Origin of the sequence: Rhizobium sp. N621 (genome assembly GCF_001664325.1) — a bacterium.
GTDB lineage: Bacteria > Pseudomonadota > Alphaproteobacteria > Rhizobiales > Rhizobiaceae > Rhizobium > Rhizobium esperanzae.
Map to the genome: position 1 here is coordinate 601,083 of NZ_CP013495.1, position 25,139 is coordinate 626,221.

21 protein-coding genes are annotated in these 25,139 nt (G+C 62.8%); 15 read left to right on the forward strand and 6 right to left on the reverse strand.

The window, feature by feature from the left end:
• Positions 1-171: 171 nt before the first annotated feature.
• On the reverse strand, positions 172-855 hold the full coding sequence (locus tag AMK00_RS02950; RefSeq protein WP_064811627.1) for a DNA-3-methyladenine glycosylase I: 684 nt from the start codon (positions 853-855) through the stop codon (positions 172-174).
• Between the two features lie 229 nt (positions 856-1,084).
• On the opposite strand from AMK00_RS02950, the gene AMK00_RS02955 reads away from it, so the two are divergent.
• From AMK00_RS02955 to AMK00_RS02970, 4 genes are all read left to right on the forward strand, one after another.
• Positions 1,085-2,881, forward strand: coding sequence for an acyl-CoA dehydrogenase C-terminal domain-containing protein (locus tag AMK00_RS02955; protein ID WP_064809544.1), 1,797 nt, complete (start codon positions 1,085-1,087; stop codon positions 2,879-2,881).
• Positions 2,882-2,962: 81 nt separating this feature from the next.
• Positions 2,963-4,171, forward strand: coding sequence for an acetyl-CoA C-acetyltransferase (locus AMK00_RS02960; protein WP_064809545.1), 1,209 nt, complete (start codon positions 2,963-2,965; stop codon positions 4,169-4,171).
• A 65-nt stretch (positions 4,172-4,236) separates the two neighbouring features.
• Positions 4,237-6,453 carry a 3-hydroxyacyl-CoA dehydrogenase NAD-binding domain-containing protein gene (locus tag AMK00_RS02965; RefSeq protein ID WP_064809546.1) on the forward strand — a complete coding sequence of 739 codons (2,217 nt, stop codon included), beginning with the start codon at positions 4,237-4,239 and terminating at the stop codon, positions 6,451-6,453.
• A 467-nt stretch (positions 6,454-6,920) separates the two neighbouring features.
• A complete protein-coding gene (locus AMK00_RS02970) occupies positions 6,921-7,130 on the forward strand; it encodes a cold-shock protein (protein ID WP_011423929.1) in 210 nt (69 codons plus the stop codon).
• Between the two features lie 144 nt (positions 7,131-7,274).
• On the opposite strand, the gene AMK00_RS02975 is transcribed toward AMK00_RS02970, so the two are convergent.
• Entirely contained in the window at positions 7,275-7,775 is a 501-nt protein-coding gene (locus AMK00_RS02975) for a MarR family winged helix-turn-helix transcriptional regulator (protein WP_064809548.1), read from the reverse strand.
• A gap of 58 nt (positions 7,776-7,833) precedes the next feature.
• On the opposite strand from AMK00_RS02975, the gene AMK00_RS02980 reads away from it, so the two are divergent.
• Positions 7,834-8,238: a GFA family protein gene (locus tag AMK00_RS02980; protein ID WP_064809549.1), complete on the forward strand. Its 405-nt coding sequence runs from the start codon at positions 7,834-7,836 to the stop codon at positions 8,236-8,238.
• Between the two features lie 102 nt (positions 8,239-8,340).
• A complete protein-coding gene (locus AMK00_RS02985; protein ID WP_064809550.1) occupies positions 8,341-8,781 on the forward strand; it encodes a YybH family protein in 441 nt (146 codons plus the stop codon).
• 15 nt (positions 8,782-8,796) lie between these two features.
• Here AMK00_RS02985 and AMK00_RS02990 read toward each other — a convergent pair whose 3' ends face one another.
• On the reverse strand, positions 8,797-9,999 hold the full coding sequence (locus tag AMK00_RS02990; protein WP_064809552.1) for an MFS transporter: 1,203 nt from the start codon (positions 9,997-9,999) through the stop codon (positions 8,797-8,799).
• Positions 10,000-10,135: 136 nt separating this feature from the next.
• Here AMK00_RS02990 and AMK00_RS02995 point away from each other — a divergent pair, with 136 nt between their 5' ends.
• Positions 10,136-10,693 (forward strand): TetR/AcrR family transcriptional regulator, encoded by a 558-nt coding sequence (locus tag AMK00_RS02995; protein WP_064805890.1) that lies wholly within the window; start codon positions 10,136-10,138, stop codon positions 10,691-10,693.
• Between the two features lie 7 nt (positions 10,694-10,700).
• Here the strand turns inward: AMK00_RS02995 and AMK00_RS03000 are convergent, their stop codons facing one another.
• Positions 10,701-14,204: a PAS domain-containing hybrid sensor histidine kinase/response regulator gene (locus AMK00_RS03000; RefSeq protein ID WP_064809554.1), complete on the reverse strand. Its 3,504-nt coding sequence runs from the start codon at positions 14,202-14,204 to the stop codon at positions 10,701-10,703.
• A 219-nt stretch (positions 14,205-14,423) separates the two neighbouring features.
• On the opposite strand from AMK00_RS03000, the gene mscL reads away from it, so the two are divergent.
• The 6 genes from mscL to AMK00_RS03030 all read left to right on the forward strand — a co-directional run bounded on the left by mscL (position 14,424) and on the right by AMK00_RS03030 (position 21,783).
• The gene (gene mscL, locus AMK00_RS03005; RefSeq protein WP_011423936.1) at positions 14,424-14,861 is read left to right on the forward strand and encodes a large conductance mechanosensitive channel protein MscL; all 438 of its coding nucleotides are present in this window, start codon (positions 14,424-14,426) and stop codon (positions 14,859-14,861) included.
• A 120-nt stretch (positions 14,862-14,981) separates the two neighbouring features.
• On the forward strand, positions 14,982-16,148 hold the full coding sequence (locus AMK00_RS03010) for a pyridoxal phosphate-dependent aminotransferase (RefSeq protein ID WP_064809555.1): 1,167 nt from the start codon (positions 14,982-14,984) through the stop codon (positions 16,146-16,148).
• A 203-nt stretch (positions 16,149-16,351) separates the two neighbouring features.
• On the forward strand, positions 16,352-17,386 hold the full coding sequence (gene galE / locus AMK00_RS03015; protein ID WP_064809557.1) for a UDP-glucose 4-epimerase GalE: 1,035 nt from the start codon (positions 16,352-16,354) through the stop codon (positions 17,384-17,386).
• Positions 17,387-17,502: 116 nt separating this feature from the next.
• Positions 17,503-19,464 carry a putative bifunctional diguanylate cyclase/phosphodiesterase gene (locus AMK00_RS03020; RefSeq protein WP_064809559.1) on the forward strand — a complete coding sequence of 654 codons (1,962 nt, stop codon included), beginning with the start codon at positions 17,503-17,505 and terminating at the stop codon, positions 19,462-19,464.
• 82 nt (positions 19,465-19,546) lie between these two features.
• A complete protein-coding gene (locus AMK00_RS03025) occupies positions 19,547-20,599 on the forward strand; it encodes an enoyl-CoA hydratase/isomerase family protein (RefSeq protein WP_064809561.1) in 1,053 nt (350 codons plus the stop codon).
• A 245-nt stretch (positions 20,600-20,844) separates the two neighbouring features.
• Positions 20,845-21,783 carry an MBL fold metallo-hydrolase gene (locus tag AMK00_RS03030; protein WP_064809562.1) on the forward strand — a complete coding sequence of 313 codons (939 nt, stop codon included), beginning with the start codon at positions 20,845-20,847 and terminating at the stop codon, positions 21,781-21,783.
• Positions 21,784-21,908: 125 nt separating this feature from the next.
• Here the strand turns inward: AMK00_RS03030 and AMK00_RS03035 are convergent, their stop codons facing one another.
• Together AMK00_RS03035 and AMK00_RS03040 are read right to left on the reverse strand one after the other, a co-directional pair.
• On the reverse strand, positions 21,909-23,969 hold the full coding sequence (locus tag AMK00_RS03035) for an ATP-dependent helicase (RefSeq protein WP_064809563.1): 2,061 nt from the start codon (positions 23,967-23,969) through the stop codon (positions 21,909-21,911).
• Between the two features lie 102 nt (positions 23,970-24,071).
• On the reverse strand, positions 24,072-24,338 hold the full coding sequence (locus AMK00_RS03040) for a hypothetical protein (RefSeq protein ID WP_012482607.1): 267 nt from the start codon (positions 24,336-24,338) through the stop codon (positions 24,072-24,074).
• A gap of 177 nt (positions 24,339-24,515) precedes the next feature.
• On the opposite strand from AMK00_RS03040, the gene AMK00_RS03045 reads away from it, so the two are divergent.
• Together AMK00_RS03045 and AMK00_RS03050 are read left to right on the forward strand one after the other, a co-directional pair.
• The gene (locus AMK00_RS03045; RefSeq protein WP_064809564.1) at positions 24,516-24,776 is read left to right on the forward strand and encodes a BON domain-containing protein; all 261 of its coding nucleotides are present in this window, start codon (positions 24,516-24,518) and stop codon (positions 24,774-24,776) included.
• Positions 24,777-24,834: 58 nt separating this feature from the next.
• Positions 24,835-25,098 carry a hypothetical protein gene (locus AMK00_RS03050; RefSeq protein ID WP_010023976.1) on the forward strand — a complete coding sequence of 88 codons (264 nt, stop codon included), beginning with the start codon at positions 24,835-24,837 and terminating at the stop codon, positions 25,096-25,098.
• Positions 25,099-25,139: the final 41 nt, after the last annotated feature.

The following is a 25,139-nucleotide window of genomic DNA, read 5'->3' on the forward strand; positions in this document are numbered from 1 at the left end:
CGGGGAAAAGGAATGCGGATCACTACGGCTCAATCCGCACCTTTCACGAAACGTGGTAAACAAGCCGTTAAGATCGATGGGAATTTTTTAACGTTTGCGTCCAAAGGGCCATTTTAGGCGGCAATTGCTGTGAAATTCGCCGGATCGGATAGCCATCGTCCGACTGGAATTTCAGCGCGGCGCGTCGATCGAATAGGCGCTGATGCGCGACAGATGAATGAAGGAAAGACTGGTCTCCCCGGCCCATTCATTGAAGGCCTGTTGGATCAGCTGCTGATCCTTCTTGGTCGTACCGGAGGAGGAGAGCGGCACGCCGGCCGATCTCAGGCAGGCGAGCACGTCGAGCGTGGCGACGAAGCTGTCGCGGCCGATGCCGCGCAGGAAATACTGGCCGGTCATGCCGCCGAGCCGGCTGCCGCGTTTGTTCAACAGCTCGAGAAGGCCGATCTGGTCCTCCCGCGGCCAGTCGGCGAAGAAGGCGCCGGCGCTGCCATGTTCCCTCACCAGCTCTCTGACGAAGGCGGCATTGGCGCGAACCGACATGATCTTCGCGCCGTTGCGGATGATCCGCTCGTCCGATGTCAGCTCATGCCAGTAATCGTCGGGCGCGATATTCAGCGCCGCCGGATCGAAGCCGGAAAACGCCGCCTCGAAGCCCGGCCATTTCGCATCGATCACCTTCTGCACGAAGCCGCTATAGAAAATGCGGCGGGTCATGTCGGCCAGGATGCGGTGGTCGGGCATGCTGCGCAGCCGGTCGTGATCCGGCCGGTGTTTCTCCAGCAATGCCTGCAGCGCTGCCGCACCGCCTTTTCGCTGCTCCGCACGCTGCCTGATCGCCTCGAAACTGATCATCCCGCCGACCCCCTCTGGCATTCCCGAATTGCGGATTGAACGACGGTTCCGCTTATAGGCCATTCCAGGATGGACAAGGAAGGGGAGATGACGTCTCCTCAGCCGTGGAATTTTTTCATGAAAAGAAGGTAAAGGTGCAGAATTTGACGTTTACGCAAACGTCAATATTTTGTAAGACGATGACCAGGGCCGGCGCGATCCGGTTATTTGAATGGGAGGAATTTGAGAGATGCCAGTCTACAAGGCCCCGGTGAACGATACACTTTTCGTTCTGAACGACGTGCTGGGCCTCGAACGCTACAACAATCTTCCCGGTTTTGCCGATGCGACGCCCGATATGATCGAGGCCATCCTCGGCGAGGCGGCCAAGGTGGCTGAAGAAGTTCTTTTTCCGGTCAATTATTCCGGCGACCAGGAAGGCTGCAGACGGCAGGATGACGCCAGTGTCTCGACGCCGAAGGGCTTCAGGGAAGCCTATAACGCCTATCGTGAAGGCGGCTGGATCGGCCTTGCGGTGCCGGAAGAATTCGGCGGGCAGGGGCTTCCCTATACGCTGCATGCCGCCGTCGGCGAATATACCTCCGCCGCCAACATGTCGCTGATGATGTATCCCGGCCTGACCCAGGGCGCAATCGCCGCGATCCTCGTCCATGGCACGCAGGAACAGAAGGAAACCTATCTGCCGAAGATGGTCGACGGCTCCTGGTCCGGCACAATGAACCTGACCGAGCCGCATTGCGGCACCGATCTCGGCATGTTGCGCACCCGTGCGGTGCCGCAGGCGGACGGCAGCTATAAAATATCCGGCCAGAAGATCTTCATCTCTGCCGGCGAGCATGATCTGACCGACAACATCGTTCATCTGGTTCTGGCCCGCATCGAGGGCGCGCCGGAGGGCACCAAGGGCATCTCGCTCTTCATCGTGCCGAAATACCTGATCGGCAACGACGGCGCCCTTGGCGAGCGCAACGCCGTCACCTGCGGCGCGATCGAGCACAAGATGGGCATTCACGGCAACGCCACCTGCGTCATGAATTACGACGAGGCGACCGGCTTCCTGATCGGCGCCGAAAACCGCGGCCTCAACGCCATGTTCGTAATGATGAACGAGGCCCGCCTGATGGTCGGCCTGCAGGGCATCGCCATTTCCGAAATCGCCTATCAGAATGCCGCCAACTATGCCCGCGACCGCATCCAGGGCCGCTCGCTTTCCGGCGTCAAGGCCCCGGATAAGAAGGCCGATCCGATCATCGTCCATCCCGACATCCGCCGGTCGCTGATGACCATCCGCGCCTTTAACGAGGCCGGCCGCGCCTTCCTGCTCTGGACCGCGCTGAAATCCGATATCGCTCACCGCGCCACCGACGAGAAGGAGCGCCAGACCGCCGACGACATTCTCGGCCTCGTCACCCCGATCCTCAAGGGCGTGATGACCGACCGCGGCTTCGATCACGCCGTCATGGCCCAGCAGGTGTTCGGCGGCCATGGCTATATCGAGGAACACGGCATGAGCCAGTATGTGCGCGATGCCCGCATCGCCATGATCTATGAAGGCGCCAACGGCATCCAGGCGCTCGATCTCGTCGGCCGCAAACTCGCCCTGAACGGCGGCCGCGCCGCCATGGCCCTCTTCAAGGAGATCGGCGATTTCTGCGAGGAAAACCGCAGCGACGAAAAACTCTCCTTCTTCACCAAGCACCTGAAAAAGGGCTTGAACGACGTCCAGGGCGCGACCATGTGGTTCATGCAGAACGCCATGGCCAAGCCCGACAATGCCGGCGCCGGCTCGACTGACTACATGCATCTCTTCGGCCTCGTCGTGCTCGGCTATATGTGGGTGAAAATGGCGAAGGCCGCCGAGGACGGCCTTGCGTCGGGTGACGCGAGCCGCGAGGATTTCCTGAGGAACAAGCTGGTGACCGCCCGCTTCTTCATGGAACGTATCATGCCGGAAACCGCGCTGCGCAAGGCCCGCATCGAAGCCGGCGCCGACACGATGATGGCGCTGGCCGCGGAAGCGTTTTGAATGTGTCCCCCTCTCCCCCGCTGGGGAGAAGGGAAAACACGAAATTCACCGGCGCCGCCGCGCCGTCAGGGAGATGAGGAAATGACCGAGGTTTTCATTTACGACCACGTCCGCACGCCGCGCGGCCGCGGCAAGAAGGACGGCGCCCTGCATGAGGTGCCCTCCGTCCGTCTGGCGGCGAAGACGCTGGAAGCGATCCGCGACCGCAACGGGCTCGACACCAAAACCGTTGACGACATCATCATGGGCTGCGTCGACCCGGTCATGGATGCCGGCGCCGTCATCCCGAAGGCCGCCGCCTTCGAAGCCGGTTATTCCACCCGTGCGCCCGGCATGCAGATCTCTCGCTTCTGCGCCTCCGGCCTCGATGCCGTCAATTTCGCCTCCGGCAAGATCGCCCAAGGCGCCGACGACATCGTCATAGCTGGTGGTGTGGAAAGCATGTCGCGTGTCGGCTTGGGCATGTCGGGAGGCGCCTGGTTCATGGATCCGTCGGTGAATTTCCCGGCCTATTTCATGCCGCAGGGCGTCTCGGCCGATCTCATCGCCACCAAATACGGTTTCAGCCGGACCGATGTCGACGCTTACGCCGTCGAGAGCCAGAAGCGCGCCGCCCATGCCTGGGAGCAGGGCTGGTTCGACAAGTCGGTCGTTCCGGTCAAGGATCAGAACGGCCTGACGATCCTCGATAAGGACGAGCACATGCGTCCCGGCACCGATATGCAGGCGCTCGCCTCCCTCAACCCGTCCTTCCAGATGCCCGGCGAGATGGGCGGCTTCGAGGCCGTCGGCATCCAGGCTCATCCCGAGATCGAACGGATCAACTATGTCCACCACGCCGGCAATTCCTCCGGCATCGTCGATGGCGCCGGCGCCGTGCTGCTCGGCTCCAAAGCCGGCGGTGAAAGCATGGGGTTGAAGCCGCGCGCCCGCATCAAGGCTTTCGCCAATATCGGCTCCGATCCGGCTTTGATGCTGACCGGGCCGGTCGACGTCACCGAGAAGCTGTTGAAACGGACCGGCATGCGCCTGTCGGATATCGACCTCTTCGAGCTGAACGAAGCCTTCGCCGCCGTCGTGCTGCGCTACATGCAGGCCTTCGACATCGACCACGACAGGATCAACGTTAATGGCGGCGCCATCGCCATGGGCCATCCGCTCGGCGCCACCGGCGCCATGATCCTCGGCACCGTGCTCGACGAGCTGGAACGTCGTGACCTCAACACCGCGCTGGTAACGCTCTGCATCGGCGCCGGCATGGGCACGGCAACCGTTATCGAACGCGTTTGATGGATCGGAACCCTCTCCATAAGGGAGGGCTTCACCGCAAGAGACTTCAGGGAGAGGAATTCCCAATGAGCAGCTACACCAATTTCACGATCGAAACCGACGCCGACGGCATCGCGCTCGTCACCTGGGACATGCCCGGCAAATCGATGAACGTCTTCACCGCCGAGGTGATGGAAGAGCTCAACGCCATCATCGACGCGACCACTGCCGACGGCGCCGTCAAGGGTGTCGTCTTCACATCAGGCAAATCCTCCTTCTCCGGCGGCGCCGATCTGTCGATGATCAAGTCGATGTTCAGCTCCTATCAAGAGGAGAAGGCCAGGAGCCCGGAGAAGGCGGTGCAGACGCTCTTCGGTCTCGTCGGCCGGATGAGCGGCCTGTTCCGTAAGCTCGAAACCTCGGGCAAGCCCTGGGTGTCGGCGATCAACGGCACCTGCATGGGCGGCGCCTTTGAACTGTCGCTTGCCTGCCATGGCCGCGTCGCTTCGAATGCCAAGAGCGTCAAGATCGCGCTGCCCGAGGTCAAGGTCGGTATCTTCCCCGGCGCCGGCGGCACCCAGCGCGTGCCGCGGCTGGCGAACGCCCAGGACGCGCTGCAGATGATGACGACGGGTCAGTCGCTGAGCGGCTCGCGCGCCAAGGCGATGAACCTCGTGCATCAGGTGGTCGAGCCGGATCAACTGATCCCCGCCGCCAAGCAGATGATCAAGGATGGCCTGAAGCCGGTTGCCCCCTGGGACGAGAAGGGCTTCAAGCTGCCGGGCGGCGGCATCTGGACGCCGGCCTCCGCCCAGCTCTGGCCGGCCGCGCCGGCGATCCTGCGCCGGGAAACATCGGGCAATTATCCGGCAGCACTCGCTATCCTGAAATGCGTCTATGAAGGCCTGCAGGTGCCATTCGATACCGGGCTGAAGATCGAGCAGCGTTATTTCACCGAGGTGCTGCAGACCCGCGAAGCCTTCTCGATGATCCGCTCGCTGTTCATCTCCATGCAGGAGCTTGGCAAGGGCGCCCGTCGCCCTGCCGGCATTGCCAAGACCGAGCTCAAGCATGTCGGCGTCGTCGGCGCCGGCTTCATGGGCGCCTCGATTGCCTATGTCACGGCTGCTGCCGGCATTCCGGTGACGCTGATCGACCGCGATATGGAAGCGGCGACCAAGGGTAAGGCCGTCTCCGAAGGGCTCGTCAAGGATTCTATCGGTAAGGGACGGCTTACGCAGGACGAGGCGGCAGCCCTCCTCTCCCGCATCAAGCCCTCGGCCGATTATGCCGATCTCGCCAATGCCGGTCTCGTCATCGAGGCGGTGTTCGAAGATCGCGGGGTGAAGAAAGCGGTCATCGGGGCGGTTGAAGCCGTGCTGCCCGAAGGGGCGATCTTCGCCTCCAACACCTCGACGCTGCCGATCACGGGGCTTGCGAAGAATTCCAGACGCCCAGCCGATTTTCTCGGCATTCACTTCTTCTCGCCCGTGGAGAAGATGATGCTGACCGAGGTCATCCTCGGAACCGAGACCGGTGACAAGGCGCTGGCCGTCGCTCTTGATTATGTCGCCGCGATCAAGAAGACGCCGATCGTCGTCAACGACACCCGCGGCTTCTTCGTCAATCGCTGCGTGCTGCGCTACATGTCGGAAAGCTACGACATGCTGATCGAAGGCGTGCCGCCTGCCATGATCGAGAATGCTGCCAAGATGGCCGGCATGCCGGTCGGTCCGCTGGCGCTCAACGACGAGGTCGCCATCGACCTGTCGCTGAAGATCCTCAAGGCGACCGTTGCCGATCTCGGCGAGAAGGCTATCGACCCCAGGCACATGGAGTTGATCTCCCGCATGGTGGAAAAGGAGGGCCGCTTCGGCCGCAAGAACTCCAAGGGCTTCTACGACTATCCGCCGAAACCGGCGAAGAAGTCGCTCTGGCCCGAGCTCAAGGACTTCTATCCGCAGAAGAAGGCGGATGAGGTCGATGTCGCGGTGCTGAAGCAGCGCTTCCTCGTCACCATCGCGCTCGAAGCCGCCCGCACGGTCGAAGAAGGCATCGTCACCGATCCGCGCGAAGCCGACGTCGGCTCGATCCTCGGCTTCGGCTTCGCGCCCTATACCGGCGGGGCGCTGAGCTATATCGACGGGATGGGCGCAAAGGCTTTTGTGGAGCTGGCGGAAAAGTTAGCGGGAGCTTACGGAGATCACTTTAAGCCGACACCGCTGCTGAAGGACATGGCTGCCAGGGGTGAGACGTTTTACGGGCGGTTCGATCCCTATGCGAAGATGGGGGCGGCGGCGTAAGTCGTTTTCGCGGTGTGGGTTTTACGGGACCGTCTTTGCCATTGTGCCGTGGCCGCCCCCCTCTGCCCTGCCGGGCATCTCCCCCACAGGTGGGGAGATCGGCAAGTGGACAAACCTTCCCGCCTCTCTACCGTTTCGCCCGGCTGTGACGCCAGTTGTTTGGGGAGGCCGGTGCGCCCAGCCAATCTCCCCACCTGTGGGGGAGATGCCCGGCAGGGCAGAGGGGGGCGCCGCGGCACGACGGCAAAGACCCTTTCGCCCCAAGAGCACGATTTCGACTTTCCCTTGCCGACGCCTTGCCGCGGACACAATTTGCAATTACATCCTCGCACATCGATCTTGCTAGATGAACTTTGAAACGGCGCTTGCGTCGTTCCTGACGACCTTCCTCCAAAATCGGTTTTCATCGCCGCTTGGGCTTTGCCCGGGCTGCAATCTTCTATGAGCGATTCGAAAAGGATATCGTCATGAACACAGGTACTGTTAAGTGGTTCAACGCAACCAAGGGCTTCGGATTCATTCAGCCGGATGACGGCGCCGCCGACGTTTTCGTCCACATTTCGGCCGTTGAGCGCGCCGGTATGCGTGACCTCAAGGATGGCCAGAAGCTGTCCTACGATCTCGTCCGCGACAACAAGTCCGGCAAGATGTCGGCAGACCGCCTCCAGGCGGCCTGAGCCTTCAAAGGCTTGAATATCATCTCCGGATCGTGACCACGGATGTACTGGCACGGTTCGTTGAGATGGCAGGGAAGGTCGGGTTAGCCCGGCCTTTTTTTGTTTCCGGTCAACGGCGGGCGCATCATCACGGGGGCGAATTGCTCAATTGCCGGGTACCTCGTCGACCTCCATCATCTCCATCACCCGCGCCATGACAGTCCGCGCCGCATCGAGCTCGGCCGAGGTAAACGCGGCGCCGAGCTTGTTCGCCCACCCCGCCTGCGCCACCTCGATCGCCCCGAGCCGCGCCGCCCCTTCCGCCGTCAACCGCACCAGCTTGGCGCGCTGATGCTGCGGGTTGTCGGCATAGGCGATCAGCCCTTCATCCTCCAGCACATCGGCCAGCCGCTGCACGCCCTGTCGGGCGAGGCTGAGCGCGCGGGCGATCTGCGCCACCGAGAGGTCGCCGCGCCTTGCCGCGGCCAGCACCTGCCAGCGCGCGCTGGTTTGTCCTGCAGGCTTCGCCAACCGGTCGCCGGCGGCGGTCAGGTGACCGGCGAGACGCAGAGCTGTGATCGCGAAAGCGGAGAAGGCGTCTCCTTCGACCGTTCGCTCGGGTCGATTTTGTTTGACAACATGTTGTCTATTTTGTATCTCATCCATAGTGACAACATATTGTCATATCGAAGAGCCTGATGCAACGTCGAAGGAGGAGCGCGCCATGAAGAGGACCTATCGGGGAAGCTGCCATTGCGGCAAAGTGCGTTACGAGGTGGACATGGACCTCGAAGCCGGCACCGGCCGCTGCAATTGTTCGATCTGCGCCAAGCGGCGCTATTGGGGCGCCAACGTCAAGCCAGAGGATTTTCGGCTGATGTGCGATCCGGCGGAGACGTCGGATTACCAGTTCAACACGATGAGCGGCCATCACCGCTTCTGCCGCACCTGCGGCGTGCCCGCCTATGGCGACGGTTACGTCGAGGCGATCGGCGGCGCTTACGTCTCGATCAACATCGCCTGCCTGGATAATTTCACGCCCGAGGAACTGGCGGCGCTGCCTGTCCGTTACGCCGATGGCAGGCACGATGCCTGGTGGAACGAGCCTGAAGTGACCAGGTATCTCTGAAGCAATTCCAGCAAAACGCGGAATGCCAAGATTGAAATGCATCATTGTCGGATCGTCCTCCTGCCGCGCGTCCTCTGTCCATAACGGAGAAGGAGAACGGCCGTGAAAGACGAAGCAAATGTCAGGGAGGAAGAAGCGGTCATCGCCATGCTGATGATGCGGGCCAGGGCGCTGGGGGAAAAGAACGCCGAGGAGGCGCTTTCCTACGAGGCCGAAGATTCCGTGGAATTTTCCCTGGCGCCGCCGCTGGTCATCAACGGCAAGGACGAGGCGGGCCTGCAGGCCTGGTTCGACACCTGGGAAGGTCCGATCGGCGGCGAAGTGCGTGATGCCAAACTGACGGTCGGCGAGGGTGTCGCTTTCTGGAGTGGCCTCACGCGGATGACCGGGACCAAGACCGATGGCACCGAAGTCGATCTCTGGTTCCGTCAGACCCTCGGCCTCGTCAAGCAGGATGGCCGCTGGCTGGTCGCCCACCAGCACGCCTCGGTGCCTTTCGCCATGGATGGCAGCGGCCGGGCACTGCTGGATCTCCAGCCGTGAACACTCCCCCCGGAATCAAGCCGCATTCTCCGCCGCCTTTCCCCGGCCGGCGCGAACAGCCGTGATCCCGACGGCCAGCAACAGCAGGATGGCGCTCGCATAAATATCCGTCGTCACCTGGTAACCGGCGGATTTCGCCAAGAAGCCGGCAAGGATCGCCGGCAGACTGAAGGCGAGATAGCTCTGGATGTAAAAGGCCGACAGCAGTCCGGCCCGCTCGTCCGCTTTGGCAAGCGGCATGATGGTGCCGAGCGAGCCGAGGAAATTGGTGCCGAAACCCGCGCCGGTAAAAATCGTGCCGATCAGCAGCAGCGGCACGTTTGCGAGATGCACGCCGGCAACGACCGTCAGGATACCAAGAGTCTTTGCCGATACGCCGAAGCCGAGATTGGCCTGGGCCGTCTTGCCGCGCCTAAGATAGACGGCGATCGCTCCGCTCGCCGTCAGTGCGGCGACGACCGCTCCTCCCGTCAGCGGCGCGGTGCTGCCGGTCGTGCTGGCGACCAGGGACGGGACCAGCGAAAGGTAGAAGCCGCCGAGCGTCCAGTTGGCGATATTGATCGGCGTCACCAGCGAGAGCGGCCGCTTCGCCTGCGGCGGAATGGAAACCCGCGGTACCAGCGAACCGAGCGCACCCGACCGCGTGCCGCCGGTTTCGGGGATCAGCCAGATGGCGGCGGCCTGCAGCGCGAAGGCGACGAAGAGCAGCGCATAGACCAGATGCATCGGGAAGGGGCCATACTGGATCAGGGCGCTGGTGCCGACCGCACCCACCGCCATGCCGCAAAGCGGCGCAATCGAATTGACGATCTGGCCCTTCGCCCGGTCGACATCGACGAGGGCTGCTCCGAGCGAGGCGCCGGCGATGCCGGTGGCAATGCCCTGGACGATCCGCGCCGCGATCAGCCAGACGGGACCGCTGGCGGCGACGAAGAGAACCATGGCGACGATTTCGAGCAGTAGCGCTGAAAAGATCACTGGCCGACGGCCGAGATGATCGGAGATCGAGCCGGCGGTCAGCAGCGCCGCCAGAAGCGCAAAGGCGTAGACGGCGAAGATCACGGTGATCAGCACCGGCGAGATGGAAAAGTTCTCCTGATAGATCCGGTAGAGCGGCGTCGGCACCGAGGAGGCGCCGAAGAAGGTGGCGAGTGTCAGCGCATGAAAACCGATCGAGGGGCGCGGCGCATTCTCTGTGGATTTGACGGCAGCGAACATATATAAGCCCCTTAAAGCTAACCCATTGCGTTAGCTCCATGTAGGGCGAATAAGCCGCAAAGGCAAATTATTTGCGTTTATGCTCCTGTCAAAGATTTTGAACCATCGATGGCAGGACGAAGGTCGGGTTGCAGGCATGGCAGTGAAAGAAAATCTCCGTCCGGGCGGACGAAGCGCTCGCGTGCAGGCGTCGGTGCACAAGGCGACGCGCGATCTGTTGGCCGAGATGAGTCGTGCCGAAGTGACGATCCCGCTGATCGCCGCCAGGGCGGGCGTGACGCCGTCGACCATCTATCGCCGCTGGGGCGACCTGCAGGAGCTCCTCGCCGATGTCGCCGTCGAGCGGCTGCGGCCGGATATGCAGCCGGTCGACGCCGGCAGCGGCAGGGCCGATCTTCAGGCCTGGGCCGAACAATATGCCGAGGAAATGTCCTCCGGGCCGGGCCGCGAGATGATCCGCGACGTGTTGGCGGCGCAGGCCGGAGCCAATGCCTGCAAGTGCTGCGAATATACGCGTCAGCAGATCGTCGTCATTGCCGAGAGGGCGAAGGCGCGCGGCGAGGCCTTTCCGGACATCGATATCGTCATGGATCAGGTGGTGGCGCCGATCATGTACCGCATCCTGTTCGACGACGTGCCGGATGCGGCGCGTGTGCGCGATCTCGTTTCGCGCATCATGAGCACGCCTGGCTGAACTTGCCTTACTCCGCGGCGGCGCGCTTGAGGCCCGATATCTGGGTGATATAGGCGCGTAGCGCCGCCGGCCGCACCGGCTTGTGTTGAACGGCGATGCCGTAGCGCTCGGCCTCGCTGCGCACTTCAGGCGTGCGGTCGGCGGTAACAAGCAAGGCGGGGATGTCGATGCCGAACTGCCGGCGCAGATGCAGGATTGCGGCAAGCCCGGTGCCGTCGTCGAGATGATAATCGGCGATGGCGAGATCCGGCGGCCCATCCCGGCCGTCCATGGCGATCACCTCGGCAAGGCAATCCACCGCCGTCACCTCACAGCCCCAGCCGCTGAGCAGCAACCGCATGCCTTCCAGGATCTTCGGCTCGTTGTCGATGCAGAGGATTTTCAGCCCCTTGAGCGGCTGCCCCGGGCGATCGGCGGGGATGACGGCCGCAGCAGCCTCGGCCGGGCGTGAGACGTCGAGCGGCATGGAGATTCGAAATTCAGTGCCCCTGCCATGCGTCGAGAGCAGCTCGACCGGATGGTTGAGCACGCGGGCGATGCGGTCGACGATCGAAAGGCCGAGCCCGAGGCCGGAAGCAGTCTTGGCGCCTTCGTCCAGCCGCGCGAATTCCTTGAACACGGTGCGGAATTTCGATGGCGGAATCCCGATGCCGGAATCGATCACCTGGATGATCACCTGGTTGCCGCGCCGCCGCGCGCCGACCAGCACCTTGCCGGTAATCGTGTATTTGATGGCGTTGGAAACGAGGTTCTGCACCAGCCGGCGCAGAAGGTTCGGGTCTGAGCGCACGCGCAGCGATGTCGGCATGACCACCAGCTTCAGCTGTTTCTCGCGGGCGATCGGCGCAAAATCGGTCTCGATCCGCTCCAAGAGGTCGGAAAGCGCGACCGAGGCAAGCCGCGGCCGCATGGCGCCGGTATCGAGCCTGGAGATATCGAGCACCGCGCCCAGGATGGTTTCGACCGATTCCAGTGCTGAATCGATGTTGCGCACGATCGGGCTGTTGTCGGATTGCGCCATGCGCTCGACCAGTGCCGAGGAATAGAGCCTGGCGGCGTTGAGCGGCTGCAGGATGTCGTGGCCGGCGGCGGCGAAGAAGCGGGTCTTGCCGATATTCGCCTCGTCGGCGGCGGCCCGCGCTTCGGCGAGTTCGCGGTTGACGCGGGTCAACTCGGCCGTGCGTTCGGCGACGCGCTGCTCCAGCGTCTCGTTCGCCTGTTTCAGCGCCCGATCGGCGCTGACGCGCTGGGTGATATCGGTGAAGGTGGCGACGATGCCTTTGTCGGGCATGGCGTTGGAGCGCACCTCGATGATCCGCTCGCCGCCACCGAGCACCAGTGCGAAGGGTTTGTCGAGCGTCAGGAAATGCCGCACCGTCTGCTGCAGATCGCCGGGCGCGATGTCGCCGCGCTGGCTGAGGATGGTGACGATCTCGGAGAGGGGAAAGCCGACCTGGCCGGCATTCTCGGGCAGCTCAAGCAATTGCCGGAAGCGCCGGTTCCAGATCGTCAGCCGGTTGGAACTGTCGAAGACGGCAATGCCCTGATCCATCTGCGACAGCGCCGTCTGCAGCATGTCCTGGTTATACTGCAGCGCCTCGCTTGCCTGATCGAGCAGCCAGGCGGTGTCGGACGAGGCGTCCTCGATCTTCTGCAGGATCAGCGACAATACGAGGCGGGCAGAGGACGAGCCGATGGCGCTGCCGAGCAGCTGTTCGCTGAAATGGATCAGCGCCATGTCGGCCTGCTGTTCGTCCTCCAGCTTGCGGCCGGAGCTCTGTTCGTAGGTGGTGAACGAGCGCTGCATGCGCTCTTCGCCGAGATAACGCGAGATCGCCGCCTTGAGATCGCCGACGCTGATGCGGGTCTTCCAGCCGCGCGTGGCGAACTGCGAGCGCGAATGCCGTTTGACGAAGATGCCGGCCTGGATGCGCTCCAGCGGCCGGGCATTGCGGGTGAGCGAGCCGATGATGAAGAAGGCGGTGTTGACGAGTAGGCTCATGACGGTCGCATTGACCAGCGGATCCGCCCCGGGCGCGGTAAACAGCGTCGAGCCGGGAAAGATGAAGCCGAGCACGGCGCTCGCCACATAGGAATAATCAGGCCCGCCGAGCGAGGGCAGGAACAAGAGATAGATCCAGATGACGAAGCCGGAGGTCAGTCCGAGAATGGCGCCGCGCGCATTCGCCCGTCGCCAGATCAGCCCGCCGAACAGCGCAGGCGCGATCTGCGCGATCGCCGCAAAGGAGAGCAGGCCGATCGAGGCAAGCCCGGCGGTGCTGTCGGTCGAGCGGTAATAGGCATAGCCGAAGAGCAGCACGGCGAAGATGGCGCTGCGGCGAATGTTGAGCAGCGTCTTGGCGAAATCGTCGCGCTGGCCGGCGCGGCCGGCGAGTTTGCGCCGGAGGAAGATCGGCATGATGATGTCGTTCGATACCATGATTGACAGCGCCACGGAATCGACGATGACCATCGCCGTTGCGGCGGAGAAGCCGCCGATGAAGGTGATCAGCGAAACCACCGGCATCTCGCCGGCAAGCGGCAGCGACAGCATGTAGAAGTCGGCATTGCCGGCGCCGCCGAAGGTCAGGAGCCCGCCGATCGCCACCGGCAGCACGAAGAGATTGATTGATATGAGATAAGCGGGAAACAGAAAGCCTGCGAGTTTCAGCTGCTTCGCCGTCCGGTTTTCGACCACCGTCACATGGAATTGCCGCGGCAGCATGATGATCGCGAAGGCCGACAGAATGATCAGCGTGATCCAGCGGCTGATTGGCGTATGGTAAGCGAGCGCCGACATGACCAGGTCGTTTTCGACGGTCTTCTGCCAGAGATCGGTGGGGCCATCGAAGAGAAACCAGATGACGCAGATGCCGGCCGTGAGGAAGGCGACGAGCTTGACCACCGATTCCATCGAGACGGCGAGGATAAGGCCGTCCTGGTGTTCCGTCGCATCCGTATGCCGCGTGCCGAACATGATAGCGAAACAGGCGAGCACCAGGGTGGCGACGAGCGGCAGGTCGAGGAAATAGAGATTGCCGCTGCCGATGCCGTAATCGGACGGGTTGACCATGGCGCCGACGGTGCTCGAGATCGCCTTCAGTTGCAGCGCGATATAGGGAACGGTGCCGATCAGCGAGATCAGCGCCACGATCGTTGCGACCGTCGGGTTCTTGCCGTAGCGCGCGGCGACGAAATCAGCGACCGAGGTGAGCTTCTCCGCCTTGGCGAGCTCGATGATGCGGCGAAGCAGCGGCATGCCGAGCGTGAAGACCAGGACGGGGCCGATATAGATGCCGGCAAATTCCAGGCCGCGTTGCGCGGCAAGCCCGACACTGCCGAAATAGGTCCAGGAGGTGCAATAGATCGCAAGGCTCAGCGCATAGACGACGGGCCATCCGCCTTCGAGCGCTCCCGGGCCGCGGTTCTTGCGGTCGCCGTAGCTTGCCACGGCGAAAAGCAGGAGCAGATAGCCGAAGGCAGACGCGAATATGACCCAGCCTGGAAGCATTGATCCTCCGCCGGCGAAAAGGTCGCCGGCACCTCCCAACGAGGTCAGCTTAAGGCATTTCAGCTGCCTTGAAAATTCCCGTCCATCTACACCTTAAGTCAAAGGCCGGTGGCGACTTCGCCAGATAATTGCGATTGCCGATTGATTAATTGCAACGAAAATGTAGCTAATCGAAACAACGGCATATCTCTGAAATGGGATCGAAGGGAGACGGATCCGATGCTCAATGAGTTCAAGGCCTTTATCGCCCGCGGCAATGTCATGGATCTTGCAGTCGGCGTCATCATCGGCGGTGCCTTCGGTGGCATCGTCAAATCGCTGGTCGACGACCTTATCATGCCGATCGTCGGCGCCATTTTCGGCGGCTTCGATTTTTCCAATTATTTCCTGCCGCTCTCGTCGGCCGTCAATGCGCCGACACTCGCCGCCGCCCGCGCCCAAGGGGCGGTCTTCGCCTATGGCAGCTTCCTCACCGTCCTCATCAATTTCTTGATCCTTGCCTGGATTATCTTCCTGATGGTCAAGGCGGTGAACTATCTGCGCCAGCAGGTCGAGCGTCAGGAAAAGCAGGAGCCGGAACAATTGCCGCCGCCGCCGGCCGACGTCCAGCTGCTGACCGAGATCCGCGATCTGCTGGCCAAACGCCCCGCCGTCTGATCGGTCGTCGGCCCGCTGTCGGGCGGGCCGCCATTCATCACGAAAATCGATATGCCATCACTTGTTATCATGGGATTTGCCGGCGCAAATCCGCTATGAAGGCGGAAACCGGAGATATGCATGTCGATCGTGGAAAGCCTCAGCCCGCGCGCCATAGCGGCGCCCGAAAGCGGAATCGTCCAAGTCGTCAATTATGCCCGCGGCCGTGAAGGCCTGTTGCCGCTCTGGGTCGGTGAAGGTGACCTGCCGACGCCCGACTTCATCAGCAGGGCGGCGATGGATGCGCTTGCATCAGGTGAGACCTTCTATACCTGGCAGCGCGGCATTCCGGAACTTCGCCGGGCGCTGTCGGATTATTATGTCAGGCATTTTTCCCTCCGCCTTCCGGCCGAGCATTTCTACGTCACCGGCTCCGGCATGCAGGCGATCCAGATCTGCGTGCAGGCGCTGACCTCGCCTGGCGACGAATTCGTTTACCTCACCCCCGCCTGGCCGAATATTGCCGCAGCCCTCGAAATAGCAGGTGCGCGCTCTGTCGGCGTCACACTGCAGTTCGAAGGCGGCAAATGGACGGTCGATCTCGAGCGCGTCGAAGCCGCGATCACGCCAAAGACCCGGGGGCTGTTCATCAATACGCCCTCGAACCCGACCGGCTGGACCGCAACCAGAAAGGACCTCGGCGATATCCTGGCGCTCGCCCGCAAACATGATCTCTGGATCATGGCCGACGAGATCTACGCGCGCTATCACTTCGCCGGCGGCCGCGCGGCCTCGTTCCTCGACGTGATGGAGCCGGACGACAAGATCGTCTTTGTCAATTCCTTCTCGAAAAACTGGTCGATGACGGGCTGGCGCGTCGGCTGGATCGTGGCACCTCCCGAGATGGGCCAGGTGCTCGAAAATCTCATCCAGTATTCGACATCGGGCGTGGCGCAGTTCATGCAGAAGGGCGCCGTCGCAGCCCTTGATCAAGGCGATGATTTCGTCGCCGCCAATATCGCCAAGGCGGCCCGGTCGCGCGATATCCTCTGCGACGCGCTGATTGCCACCAATCGGGTCGAGACGCTGAAGCCGGACGGCGCGATCTATGCGTTCCTCAAGATCGACGGCGTTGCCGATAGCCGCAGCGCCGCGATCGACATCGTCGACAAGACAGGCGTCGGTCTTGCTCCCGGGGCTGCCTTCGGCGCCGGCGGCGAGCGCTTCCTGCGCGCCTGTTTCCTGCGTGATCCCGCCCAGGTGGCGATCGCGGCCGAGCGGCTCTGCGACTATATCCTCAAGCGCTGAGAGGGCGCGGCGCGCGCCCTGCCGGGACGATTTCGTGCCGGAATCGCCAGATCGATAAAACTGTAGCAAAGACCGAAATCGGCCTCTAACCACGACTCCAAACATACCCGTTCAAAAGCCTTCCAACGGCGCCGTGATAAGAAAATCGGAAAGAAAACCGGCGCCTGATGCCCCTGCTCATGAATTGAAGCGGGGTGTGGGACATGGCGGTTTTGGTGACGGGCGGGGCCGGTTATATCGGCAGTCACATGGTTTGGGCGCTCATCGATGCGGGCGAGGATGTGGTCGTGCTCGACCGCCTCTCCACCGGCTTCCGCTGGGCCGTGGCGCCGGCGGCGCGTTTCTACCTTGGCGACATTGCCGATCCCGACATCTTGAAGAAGATCTTCATCGAAAACGACATCGAGGCGATCATCCATTTCGCCGGCTCCGCCGTCGTCCCGGTCTCGGTCGCCGATCCGCTTTCCTATTACGACAACAATTCCGGCAAGACCCGGGCGCTTCTCTCCGCCGCGATCAAGGCCGGCATCCGCAATTTCGTCTTCTCCTCGACGGCCGCCGTTTACGGCCAGCAGCAGACGGACCTGCCGGTAAAGGAGACGGCTCCCCTCAATCCGGAAAACCCTTATGGTCAGTCGAAGCTGATGACCGAATTCATGCTGCGCGATGCTGCCGCGGCCTATGATTTCAACTATGTCGCGCTTCGCTACTTCAACGTCGCCGGCGCGGACCCGCACCACCGCACCGGCCAGTCGACTTCGGGCGCCACGCACCTCATCAAGGTCGCCTGCGAGGCAGCGCTTGGCAAGCGCGACAGCGTCCATGTCTACGGCATCGACTATCCCACCCATGACGGCACCGGCGTGCGCGACTACATCCATGTCACCGACCTCGCTGATGCGCATCTGAAAGGGCTGCAGCACCTGCGCAGGGACAAGGGCCCGCTCGTCGCCAATTGCGGTTATGGCAGCGGCTATTCCGTGCTTGACGTCTTGAACATGGTCGCCCGCCTGCACGGGCATTCCTTCAAGATTCACATGGCGCCGCGGCGCGCCGGCGATTCGGCCAGCGTCGTCGCCGATCCTTCGCTCGCCCGGCAGGTGCTGGACTGGAAGCCCCGCTACGATTCGCTTGAGACCATCGTCCAGAGCTCGCTGGATTGGGAACTCTTCCTGTCGAACAGAAACGTCGATGATCTGCACAGCATCCACCGGGCACTTGCCGCCGCATCCTTCTGAGCGGTGTCCGGCGGCGACTGCCGTTTAACTCCGCGCCCGCGGGCTTCGAATGACATGACGTGAATAAGGAAACATCAAGCTTTCGCTGGCTGGCTCCGGCCGACGGATAAGAGAAGATGAAGAACTTTCTGGCCTCATTGCAGCTGCGAAAAGACAATCCGACGCTTCTGATGGCGCAGTTTCGGGCCCTGTCGTCGCAGATCCCCATTCTCTATATCCTGCTGGTCATCAATGCGCTTGCGGTGGCGATTACCCATCTGAAATCCGCACCGCTGTGGCTGTCGCTCTATATTCCGGTGGCCTTGAGCGCCGTCTGTGTCTTCCGTCTCTGCTGGTGGGAGATCAGAGGCAAGGAAAACATCACCGCCGAGCGGGCCTATAGGCTGATGAAGGTGACCATCTCGGGCGCCGGCATCCTGACTGTCGCTTTCGGCAGCTGGTCGATCGCGCTTTACCAATATGGCGATGCTTCGCAGCAGGGCCAGATCGCCTATTTCCTCGTTGTCACAGGCATTTCCTGCATCTTCTGCCTGATGCACCTGCCGATGGCGGCGGCGATGACCACGGTCATCACCTTCTCGGCCATGATCGCGACCTTCATGTTCTCCGGCAACCCGGTATTCGTCGCCACCGCCGTCAGCGGCCTTTTCCTGATCCTGCCCTTCCTCAGGGTGATCAACAGCTATTTCCAGAATTTCGTCGGCCTGGTGCAACTGACCGAGGAACTGAAGCACAAGCAGGAGGAAGCCGAGGAGCTGAACCTCGTCAACAGCCGCAACGCGCTGCAAGACCAGCTGACCGGCCTTGCCAATCGCCGCAGCTTCTTCCTCTCACTGGAAGAACGGCTGCAGAAAAATCCGTCGACCCCGCCCGTCATCGGCATCATCGATCTCGACGGCTTCAAGCCGGTCAACGACGTCTTCGGTCATGCCGCCGGCGATCTCGTGCTCAAGGAGACGGCGCGGCGCTTCATGGTGCTGGTCGGCGAGGAGGGCATCGTCTCGCGTCTCGGCGGCGATGAATTCGGCATCATCTTTCCCTGTTCGATGACGCGCCAGGCAATCGCCGATCTCGGTCAGGCGCTTTGCGCCACCGTCCGCAACCCGTACGAAATCCCCGACGGCTCGGTCCGCGTTTTCGGCTCCTGCGGCATCGTCTATCCCGAAGCCGGCAGTTACACGGCCGAAGATCTTTACGAGAAGGCGGATTTTGCCCTCTATCAGGTCAAGAGCAAGCGCAGCAGCGGCGTCGAGTTCTTCTCGGCCGATCATGAGAAGATCCTGACCCAGCGCCACCTGATCGAACTCGAGCTGCAGGCAAATGACTTCGCCAGCGAAATGAAGCTCGATTATCAGCCGATCGTCGAATTGCAGAGCGGCCGCGTCGTCGCCTATGAGGCGCTCGCCCGCTGGGACAGCGCCCGCTTCGGCCGCATCAGTCCCTCTGCCTTCATCCCTGCCGCCGAGCGCACCGCCGTGATCGGCCGCGTGACACGCATTCTCTTTGCCCAAGCGCTCGAAGCGCTGGCGATCATGCCGCGCCATCTGCGGCTGTCCTTCAATCTCTCGGCCCGCGATATCTGCGACCACGAGACCTCGATGGCGCTGCTGGCCATGATCACCCGCTCCGGCCTCGATCCCCGGCGCATCGAATTCGAAATCACCGAGACCGCGCTGCTCTCCGATTTCGACACCGCCGACCGGGTGATCACGATGCTGCGCGCCGCCGGCATCTCGATCGCACTCGACGATTTCGGCACCGGATTTTCGAGCCTCAGCCACATTCATCGCCTCGCCTTCGACAAGCTGAAGATCGACAAGGGGTTCGTGATGAATTTCGACCGTGACGCCCGGTGCATGAACATCACCCGTTCGGTCGCCAACCTCTGCCAGAACCTCGGCATCGCCTCCGTCGCTGAAGGCGTCGAAAGCGAGGCGATCGCCGAGGGGCTGAAGGCGATCGGGGTTCGCCTGGCGCAGGGCTATTATTTCTCGCGGCCGCTGCCGCTGGAACTCGCCATGGACTATGCCGCCCGCTGCGAGGCAAAAGCGGCCGCCCGGGATTCGCGGTCGGCTTGACCCATCGATGCCGGCTGGCCTGAAATGCTCTGGAGCGATCTTGCATCGTCGTCTATGCATGGTTCGACAGCGGAGGTGAACCATGCAGGACAGCGAAGTCATCATCGAGCGGCGAGGCACTGCCGGCATCATCCGGCTCAACCGGCCGCGGGCGCTGAACAGCCTGACGCTGGCGATGATCCGGACGATCACCGAGGCGTTGGATGGCTTTGCCCGCGACGCCGAGGTGACGACTGTCGTGGCAACAGGGGAGGGCGAACGCGGTTTCTGCGCCGGCGGCGATATCCGCGCCCTGCATGAGAGCGCCCGAGCCGGCGACGGCCTCGCCGGAACCTTCTGGCGGGAAGAATTCCGTCTCAACCATATGATCGCCGTCTACCCCAAACCCTATGTCGCGCTGATGGACGGCATCACCATGGGCGGCGGTGTCGGCCTGTCCTCACACGGCCGCCACCGCATCGTCACCGAGCGCACGCGTCTTGCCATGCCGGAAACCGGCATCGGCTACGTCCCCGATGTCGGCGCCACCTGGTTGCTGCCGAAGGCACCCGGCGAGGCCGGAACATGGCTCGGCCTGACCGGGCTCGATATCGGCGCCGCGGATGCGATCTATGCCCGCCTTGCCGATCTTCAGATCGCCTCGTCGCGGCTCGGCGAAGTGATCGAGAGGTTATCGGGCCTGCCGCGCGGCAGTTCGTCGGGCGATGTCGACAGCGTCTTGCAGGTGTACGCAGAACCTCCGGGCGAGAGCCGGCTGCGACAGAACGCGACAATGATCGATCGCGCTTTCCGTTTCGACAGCGTCGAGGAGATTCTGGCGGCGCTCGACGTGGAGGACGGCGAATTTGCCGCTGAGACGCGCCGTGTGCTGCTGGCGCGCTCGCCGACCAGCCTGAAGCTTGCTTTGCAGCTCTTGAGGGCCGGCCGGAGCAGCGGCTCGCTCGCCGAATGCCTCGGCCGCGAACTCGGCGCCTGCCTGGAGATGCTGGATAATCCCGACTTCTTCGAGGGCATCCGCGCCGCCGTCATCGATAAGGACCGCAATCCGAAATGGTCGCCGGCCTCTGTCGAGGCCGTGAAGGCGGAAACGATCGCGAAATTCCTGAAACCGGCCGAGCCGCCGCTTTTTCTCTGACGCTCTCATCCTCGGAATGCTGGATGCGCGCGGCACCGTGCGACGGGCGAAAGCCTCTGCGTCCTGATGCCAGCCTCTTCAACACCAAGTCTTCGGCGTGACGCGCCGAAACCGTAGGCCGGCCTGTGCTAAAGCCTAGCTTTCCCTCTCCTTTGAACTGATCGACCGCCAACCACGCTTCGGCATAGGGTCCGCGACGTGACCCTACTCGACATCTCTCGATCACGAACAAACAGGAGCGCATCATGTCGCAGGCAGAAGCAAAACCCCGTACGACTGGTCGGCAGGAGCCTGGCAGGCCGAAGCCCGAAGAATTGGTTCCGTCGCGCTATGCGGTGCGGATCGGCGAAATCGAAGTGCTGATCATCAGCGATGGCGTGCTGCCGCTCCCGACGACGATGCTGGGACACAACGCCGACGCGGCTGACCGGGCAGTCTGGCTGGACGATATGTTCCTGCCGCGAGACGCTTTCGACTGGGCGTTGAACGTGGTCCTCGTGCGCAGCGGCGGGCAGACCATCCTCATCGACGCCGGACTGGGCCTGGATCCGGACTTGAACTTGCCGCGCGCCGGGCAGTTGATCAAGCGACTGGAGGGTGCCGGCATCGATCTGGCATCGGTGACCGACGTGGTGCTCACCCACCTGCACATGGATCACATCGGCGGGCTGCTCGTCGATGGCGTGAAGGACCAGCTGCGTTCCGACCTGAGGATCCATGTGGCGGCCGCCGAGACCAAGTTCTGGGAGGCGCCCGATTTCAGCCACGTGTCCATGCCGCCCGGCTTTCCGGATGCGCTTCGGGCAACGGCAAAGCGGTTCCTCAGCGAGTACGGCAGCCATCTCAAGCTGTTCGACGATCGGTCCGAGGTGGCGCCGGGTGTCGTCGTCCAGCGCACCGGCGGCCATACCCCCGGACATAGCGTGGTCCGCCTGGCATCCGGCGGCGACCGCCTGACATTCGCCGGCGATGCCGTGTTTGCGGTCGGGTTCGAGCACCCCGATTGGTACAATGGTTTCGAACACGATCCCGAGGAGGCCGCTCGCGTGCGCATCGATCTTCTCAGGGAGCTGGCGGCGAACGGCGAACAGCTGGTGGCCACCCACCTGCCGTTCCCGTCGGTCGGCCGGGTGGCGCTCGACGGCGACGTCTTCCGTTGGGTGCCGGTGTTCTGGGACTACTGAGCACCTGCCAGGTCAGGGACGAACCAAAGCGCGCTGCAGGATCGGATTGCCTGCGGCGCGCTTTAGTCTTTGGTTTTATGCATGTCGTTGTCCCGGAACCGCTGCACACTTCCGGGCGACATGCATTACCGCCACATGCCGCGCATACGGGCGCCGACATCGATGCGCACCTGCCGCGCCTGGGCTTGCGCGGCGGCATCCGATTTCACCTGCGGCCAGCTGCAGGCCTCGAAGAATTGCAGCAGGGTCGCCGGAATGAAGCGGCTGCGCGAGGCATAGACGTGCCGGTCGCCCTGCGCATTCTGCCCGTAGGTGAAGAAGCGCTGCGGCACGACGAGGTCGAGACCGTCGCGGGCGCGCGTCATCGCCACATAGAGCAGCCGGCGCTCTTCCTCGATTTCGGCGGTGGCGCCGACGGCAAGATCGCTCGGAATGCAGCCGTCGACGACATTCAGCATGAAGACCCGCGTCCATTCCTGGCCCTTGGCCGAGTGGATGGTCGAGAGGATGAGATAATCCTCGTCGAGCAGCGGCACGCCGGCCTGATCGCTCGTCGCATCCGGCGGATCGAGGGTGAGTTCGGTGAGGAAACGCTCGCGCGAGGCATAACCGCCGGCAATCTGCTCGAGCTGCAACAAATCGGCCTGCCGCGTCGCCGCATCCTCATGCAGCCGTTCCAGATGCGGCGCGTACCATTGCCGCGCCAGCTCGATTTCCGCCGGCCAGCCGGCCTTGCCGGATTTCATCTCCTGCAGCATCGAAACGAAATCAGTCCAGTCTTCGCCGGAGCGCGGCGGCGCCGGCATGGCGGCCAGCGCCGACAGCGGGCTCGCATCCTCGGACATCAGGTCGAGCGCCTTCTGGGCCGTCGAGGGGCCGACGCCCGGCAGGATCTGCATCAGCCGGAAGCCCGCCACTCGGTCGCGCGGATTTTGCGCAAAGCGAAGCGCCGCCAGCATGTCCTTGACATGGGCGCTGTCGAGAAACTTCAGCCCGCCGAACTTGACGAAGGGAATATTGCGCCGGGTCAGCTCGACCTCCAGCGGACCGCTGTGATGCGATGCGCGGAACAGCACCGCCTGCTGCTTGAGCTTGAGGCCCTCCTCGCGATTGTCGAGCACCTTGTCGGCGACGTAACGCGCCTGCTCGGCCTCGTCGCGCACCGTCACGAGGCGCGGCCGCTCGGAGGATTGCCGCTCGGTCCAGAGATTTTTGGTGAAGCGCTCCGAGGCGAGATCGATGACGGCATTGGCGGCTGTCAGAATCGGCTGCGTCGAGCGATAGTTGCGGTCGAGCGTGACTATATTGGCGGGCGGGCTGAAGGCTGCGGGAAAATCGAGGATGTTGCGCACTGTCGCTGCGCGGAAGGAATAGATCGACTGCGCATCGTCGCCGACGACGGTCAGGCCCTGGCCTTGGGGCTTCAGCGCCATCAGGATCGAGGCCTGCAGCCGGTTGGTGTCCTGATATTCGTCGACCAGCACATGGTCGAAGCGGCTGCCGATATCCTCTGCAATCACGCTCTCGCCGACCATCTGCGCCCAGTAGAGCAGAAGGTCGTCGTAATCGAGCACATTCTGGCTCTGTTTGGCCTCGACATAGCAGGCGAAAAGCTCGCGCAGCTGTTTTTCCCACGCCGCGCACCAGGGAAAGGCGTCGCGCAGCACTTGGTCGAGGGCGGTTTCCGAATTCACCGCCCTCGAATAGATGGCAAGGCAGGTGCCCTTGGCCGGAAACCGGCTTTCCGTCTTGGAGAAGCCGAGATCGTGGCGGATCAGGTTGATCAGATCGGCGCTGTCTTCGCGGTCATGGATGGTGAAATCGGCATCGAGGCCGATCTGCTGGGCATAGTCGCGTAAGAGCCGCGCGCCGATGCCGTGGAAGGTGCCGGACCAGGCAAGCGCATCGGCCATTACGCCGGCATTCGAACCGAGCACGTTGCGGCAGATGCGCTCGACGCGGCGCGCCATTTCGGCGGCGGCCCGGCGTGAAAAGGTCATCAGCAGGATGCGGCGCGGATCGGCGCCCTTGACGATCAGATGGGCGACCCGATGCGCCAGCGTATTCGTCTTGCCCGAGCCGGCGCCGGCAATGACCAGCAGCGGCCCGGCAATGTGGCTGCCGTCGGTGAGCGTGCCGTGCTCGACGGCCATGCGCTGCTGGGGATTGAGCTTTTCGAGATACATCCAGCCGTCCGGTCGGGCTCCCGCAGAATCACTGCGGAAAGATTAGATGTTCCTTGAATGTTCGCGATTTCAGCCGCTGTCAAGCCTGGAACGGCGCAAGTCTCAATCGGGGAAATCCGGCCCCACCACGCGCCGCACCAGCTTCAGGCTGCGATCCGGCTGAAGAATATAGGTCTCTTCCACGCGCTGGCCCGTCCCGTTGTAGAACTGGTGGTGGACGGCGCTGCCGACCGGCGATTTGGTGAGCTTCGTGCGCGGCTGGCCGCCATAGGTGATGCTGCCCGGAATGGGATCCAGCGCGGGGCTATCGGCCGAGGAGCAGCCGGCGAGCAATATTCCGGCAAACAAAACGGGCAGAAGCACTTTCATCGTCGTCATCCCTCTTTCGACTGCAGCCAGATATGGAAGCCGCAGCAGCTTCCGCCAAGGGTCGGCCAAGCCTGGCCCGCAGAAATCCTGCGCGACCATCCCGTCGAGATCGGCGGACCGCAACGAAAGCCCTGTTGCGGCGTTAACCCTTATATACCCACCTCAGGAGACGCTTAAGTGATCGGGTTTCCTGTATTCCCCGACCATGACGAACCCGGCCGGCAGGGCCATGGCGAGGCGGCCACACGCGCTTCGGTCGAGAGCGCCCTTCATGCCGCCGGCGATCTCGACGCGCGCGAAATCATCGTCAGCACGCTCGGCGCCGATATCGTCCTCGAAGGTTTCGTGCGTCGGCATGGCGATGTCGAGCGGTCGGCCGAGATCGCCGAAAGCATCGTCGGCCGCGGCCATGTGCATAACCGCCTGTTGCGGCGCTGAGGGAACCAAGTGCGCTGCCGGGTGTTGAAATGCCGGATCTGAAACGCTGGAGAGCCTCATGCAAACGCTTCTTCGCCTCTGGGCGTCCACCCTGATCATCGGCATTTTTGCCGGCTCGGCCTATGCCTCGCTCGAAACCGGCGCGAACTATTCCGCGCTTCCGAAGGATCAGATCGCGCTCAACGACTATACCGCCACCGCCACCGTCGCCTGCCAGCCGGCCGAGCCGCATTATCTGCCGTCCTTCATCCGCGCGGCTGACGGCACGATCATCGGTGTCGGTTATGTCGAGGTGGAGAATGCCGGCGACGCGGGCTGCTGACAAACGGGGTTGTCCGAACGAGGCTCGCCGGCGTTTCCGGT